This window comes from Candidatus Neomarinimicrobiota bacterium (genome assembly GCA_018647265.1).
GTDB lineage: Bacteria > Fidelibacterota > Marinisomatia > Marinisomatales > TCS55 > TCS55.
In genome coordinates this window covers 1-3,951 of sequence record JABGTK010000148.1, presented here as the reverse complement: position 1 = coordinate 3,951, position 3,951 = coordinate 1, and the positions used below count along the sequence as shown (strand labels likewise).

Annotated in this window: 7 protein-coding genes and 1 tRNA gene; 1 reads left to right on the top strand and 7 read right to left on the bottom strand. The window is 38.0% G+C overall.

The annotated features are described in order from the left end of the window. A partial coding sequence (locus HN459_09285) for a hypothetical protein (protein ID MBT3479636.1) occupies nucleotides 1-865 on the top strand: 865 nt, incomplete at its 5' end. 53 nt (nucleotides 866-918) lie between these two features. Here HN459_09285 and HN459_09280 read toward each other — a convergent pair. The 7 genes from HN459_09280 to HN459_09250 form a co-directional block, all read right to left on the bottom strand. Next, the gene (locus HN459_09280; protein ID MBT3479635.1) at nucleotides 919-1,659 is read right to left on the bottom strand and encodes an SDR family oxidoreductase; all 741 of its coding nucleotides are present in this window, start codon (nucleotides 1,657-1,659) and stop codon (nucleotides 919-921) included. Then, complete coding sequence (locus HN459_09275; protein ID MBT3479634.1) at nucleotides 1,649-1,915, bottom strand: hypothetical protein; 267 nt, start codon at nucleotides 1,913-1,915, stop codon at nucleotides 1,649-1,651. The genes HN459_09280 and HN459_09275 overlap by 11 nt, the downstream gene beginning before the upstream one ends. Next, nucleotides 1,912-2,055, bottom strand: coding sequence for a hypothetical protein (locus HN459_09270; protein MBT3479633.1), 144 nt, complete (start codon nucleotides 2,053-2,055; stop codon nucleotides 1,912-1,914). Before HN459_09270 ends, HN459_09275 begins: the two co-directional genes overlap by 4 nt. Then, complete coding sequence (locus tag HN459_09265; protein ID MBT3479632.1) at nucleotides 2,052-2,549, bottom strand: thioredoxin family protein; 498 nt, start codon at nucleotides 2,547-2,549, stop codon at nucleotides 2,052-2,054. The genes HN459_09270 and HN459_09265 overlap by 4 nt, the downstream gene beginning before the upstream one ends. A gap of 31 nt (nucleotides 2,550-2,580) precedes the next feature. Further along, nucleotides 2,581-2,802 carry a hypothetical protein gene (locus HN459_09260; GenBank protein ID MBT3479631.1) on the bottom strand — a complete coding sequence of 74 codons (222 nt, stop codon included), beginning with the start codon at nucleotides 2,800-2,802 and terminating at the stop codon, nucleotides 2,581-2,583. Between the two features lie 18 nt (nucleotides 2,803-2,820). Beyond that, on the bottom strand, nucleotides 2,821-3,660 hold the full coding sequence (locus HN459_09255) for a sterol desaturase family protein (GenBank protein MBT3479630.1): 840 nt from the start codon (nucleotides 3,658-3,660) through the stop codon (nucleotides 2,821-2,823). Between the two features lie 227 nt (nucleotides 3,661-3,887). Then, nucleotides 3,888-3,950 (bottom strand) — tRNA-Asp (locus HN459_09250). Nucleotide 3,951: the final 1 nt, after the last annotated feature.

The window sequence follows — 3,951 nt, the reverse complement described above, 5'->3', positions numbered from 1 at the left end:
TTTCTTTTTATTTTTATATGGTGACCCTTCTCAAGCTTTTTCTTCCTATTTAAATCCTGAATTACTACAAACTTACAACAGGTATTTTGACGAAGCAGAAGAGGCGGTACGGCAAAATTCGGATGTTTTACAGCGTGTAAAAACTGCTCGACTGGGAGTGGATTATGCAACGTTGGAAGCATGTCGGAAAAATATATCACCTGAGTATACGCTGGTGAATACGTTAGTTGATGGTCAAAAAATAGTAAATATGTTGGCTGTAAACAGGTTGAATAATTTTAAATCAACAACAACTCAAGCTGAAATTAAATTGATGAATGAAATGGGTTTCACAGTGGACGAATATGTGACAAATTTTAAAAATGCACTGGTGGTGGCAACTAAACCAAATAAGGCGTCCGGGATGCCAGTAAAACTTCTGACTTCTGCAAAAAAGTATGCCAAGGAGGATCCCCAAACGTTAACAGACGGTGCACTTGGTGGTGCCAGTTTTTATGCGAATTGGCTGGGGTTTGAGGGCAATCATATGGAAGCGATAATTGATTTGGGAAAAACACAATTGGTGAGTTCAATCAGTACAGCATTCCTCCAAGTAACAAACCATATTGTCTTTTTCCCTACATCGGTTACTTACTCCTATTCAGAAGATAATTTGGTCTTTAATAAAATCGATTCAATTGACAATAAGAGTCCACTTATGAAAAAAAGTAAAGTGAATGATATTCAATATTTTAATTCCAAATTTAAACCGAAGAAAGTACGCTATATCAAAATTGAGGCAAGGAATGTTTTAGAAGCGCCTTATTGGCACCACGGGGCCGGACTGCCGGCGTGGATATTTGCCGATGAGGTAATTGTAGACTGATTTGTCAAAAAGTTTACTAAACCTTGGAGGTTTAGTAAACTTAAGTAAAAGCGTTAAGATCGCAGGTAGGATGCGCCATTCACATCCACAATGCAGCCAGTGAGAAAGTCATTACCTTCGGAAGCGAGCCAAAGGGCGGTTCGGGCCACTTCTTCCGGTTTGGCCACACGGTTTAAGGGACTTTGGGCGCGAATCGAATCATCTACAATATTGGCCACTCGATCAGTTCCCACGAAACCTGGTGCAATGGTATAAACAAAAATATTATCTTTCGCCAAAGCCTGTGCCATGGATTGTCCCAACGCATTTAAGCCCGCTTTGCTGGCGCCATAGGCAGGTGCTTTAGGTTCACCACGAAAGGCACCCCTTGAAGAAATATTCACGAATTTTCCGCCGCCATTTTTCTGCATCACTTTTGCCGCACAAAACATGAGGTATGCAGGCCCCATGAGATTGGCGCCGATGGTTCGTTTCCAAACATCCTGCCAATCATCGAATGAAAGTGAATAAAAGTCATACTGTTCAACAATAGCCGCATTGTTCACAACTACATCGATGATGCGAGTAGACTTAACAAGATTATCAACCTCAGATGCATTTGATAAATCCGCCTTTACGATTGAATGACCCACTCCCAATAAAGATGTGAGCGTTTCATTTGCACCAGATTTATTACTATTGTAATGGACAATTACAGTCCCATTTGCTTTTGCAAAAGATTGGGAAATAGCTCGCCCAATTCCACCGGAAGCGCCAGTGACAAGGATCGTTTTTCCTGAAAAATCAATCGTCATGAGATAAGGATTTAAAGTATTTTGTTAAGGCGAAAATTTCCACACCCATTCCACTAATTAGAAAACCAATTGCTGTTGGTTTTAAGAAATAAAAATGAGTCCAGACGAAAATTGCATAAAGAATTATGCCAAGGATTATAAAATATTTTCCGATGCGGTGAAATGGACTTGAGGCTTCCATGCGACGGATACTTTTGGGATATTCGTTTTCTACCCAATCATCCAATTCTTTTTGTTCTTCAGCTGTTTTTCTCATTTTATGACACGTTTTAAATTAATGCTGAAAACAGATAATGCGATAGCTGCCATAACATCCGCAAAGGGCGACATTTCAGGGAAACCATAATTCCAAACCACGACGCCTAAAATCCATATTAAATAGATTCTCTTTTTCAACTTGAAATTATCCTTAGCAGATGAGATTCCAAAGATCCGTCGGGCTTTTCTATGATACGCCCAATTTCAGTACCGTTACGATAAAAAATAATTGTAGGTGTGTGGGTAATATTAAAGGATGTATAATCATGAAAATATCCTTTTTTATCTTTGGTCAACCCAATAATCTTAAAGTTTGCATAATTATAATTTAATTCATCCAATATTTTGTAAAATCGGGGAACTTCTCGCTTGCTGTCGTGGCACCATGTACCCATAAAAACTTTGATGGATATGTGCAGCAAGTTGGATGGTTCTAACCGATTCAATTCTGGACGGTAGGTATCATACTGTTTCGAAAACCATGTATTAGTATCATGGTTTTTAATCAATGATTTATTCAAAATACCAAAATGGTATCCATCTTCGAAAACGACAGTGGGATTATTCCCAGGGTAGATACTGGCGCAGCCCAGCAAACAGGCACAGGAAATGGATATAATCTTGAATCTCATAGGTACAATAATAAATTAGAATTTTGTGATATTAGGATTGGTTTTTTCGCCAACTACGGAAACCGTAAATATTGAGGAATACTAACACAACTGACAAGAATGCCACAGAATAAGAATTAATGAATAATGCATAAATTAGCATGACCGAATTTCCTACTAACCATACTAACCACGAATTAAGATTCTTTTTAGCATTTAAATAGTAGCCAATTAAAAGGAGAGCTGTGGCGATCCATCCAAGGAGTTCAATCATATAAATACTTAATTTTGACTAATCGTTAAACTTAGACCCAACCGGACTGCGATATTTTTGGAAAGGAATTAATAGGAGTGTTTTAATATTAGAACTTTCTTTCAGAGTCATGTGTGTGTCGAGACCATATAAAATTTTATCCATGTTTTTTATATATTTGGATGTTTTAAAAATATGATCCCATATAGAGAAAATATTCCCATAATTACTGTCCGTATAGGGAAGGGATTTATGGTGATGAATCTTGTGAAAATTAGGAGTGACAAAAACGGAAGAAAGGAATTTATCAATTTTTGGGAATATTTTGATATTGGCATGGGTCAACTGGGTGAAAATGACAGAAAGGGTTTGATACATCATGACGACACCGAAAGATGCACCAGAGAAAAACACAGCCATTGCCGTAAATAAGAGTCTGAATATGTTTTCGCCTGGGTGGTGTCGCAAACTAGTAGTTACATCTATTTGTTGATCCGTATGGTGAATAATATGGAATCCCCACATCCATTTTACACGATGCTGTATCCAATGAATGAGCCAAGCGCCTAATAGGTCTAGTAGTAAAAGACCAAAAATAATATTCATCCAAAGTGGCATTGTAAATAAATTGAGAATTCCTGTTCCATTTTTTGCATTAAAATCGGCCGCCATTAAAATGAGAAAAGCTCCGAAAAGATTTATAACCAATGTGACAACTGTGAAAAATAAATTGAGTAAGGCATGCTTTCCTTTTTTATAATCAAACCGGAAGAGAGGGATTCCCGCTTCTAGTAAAAAGAAAAATGCAAGTCCGCCCACCAAAAGTAAGGAGCGGTGATCCGTTGGGATATTTTCAAAGTATTGGAGGATGTTTTCCATTAGAACCTTTTATTTATAGGTAGAGACTAAGGAAATGGGAAGGTTAGTACAAACAAAAAATCCGGCTGAAGGGGAAACTCTTTTACTTGTGGGGTGGAGGAGACTTCCCGATAAATCGGGATGACATCTGGAAGTATTTATAATAAAAAAGAATCAGTCATGAGATATAAATGATATTGTTATTAAATAGAAAAGCCCCATCTAGATAGGGCTTTTCATTATAGCGGGACCGAAGGGACTCGAACCCTCGACCTCCGGCTTGACAGGCCGGCGTTCTAACCAACTGAACTA

Bases quoted from the DNA above. Each gene is read 5' to 3' on its own strand.
- HN459_09280 (MBT3479635.1), bottom strand. From the start codon at position 1,659: ATGACGATTGATTTTTCAGGAAAAACGATCCTTGTCACTGGCGCTTCC.
- HN459_09275 (MBT3479634.1), bottom strand. From the start codon at position 1,915: ATGAGAAAAACAGCTGAAGAACAAAAAGAATTGGATGATTGGGTAGAA.
- HN459_09265 (MBT3479632.1), bottom strand. From the start codon at position 2,549: ATGAGATTCAAGATTATATCCATTTCCTGTGCCTGTTTGCTGGGCTGC.
- HN459_09260 (MBT3479631.1), bottom strand. From the start codon at position 2,802: ATGATTGAACTCCTTGGATGGATCGCCACAGCTCTCCTTTTAATTGGC.
- HN459_09255 (MBT3479630.1), bottom strand. From the start codon at position 3,660: ATGGAAAACATCCTCCAATACTTTGAAAATATCCCAACGGATCACCGC.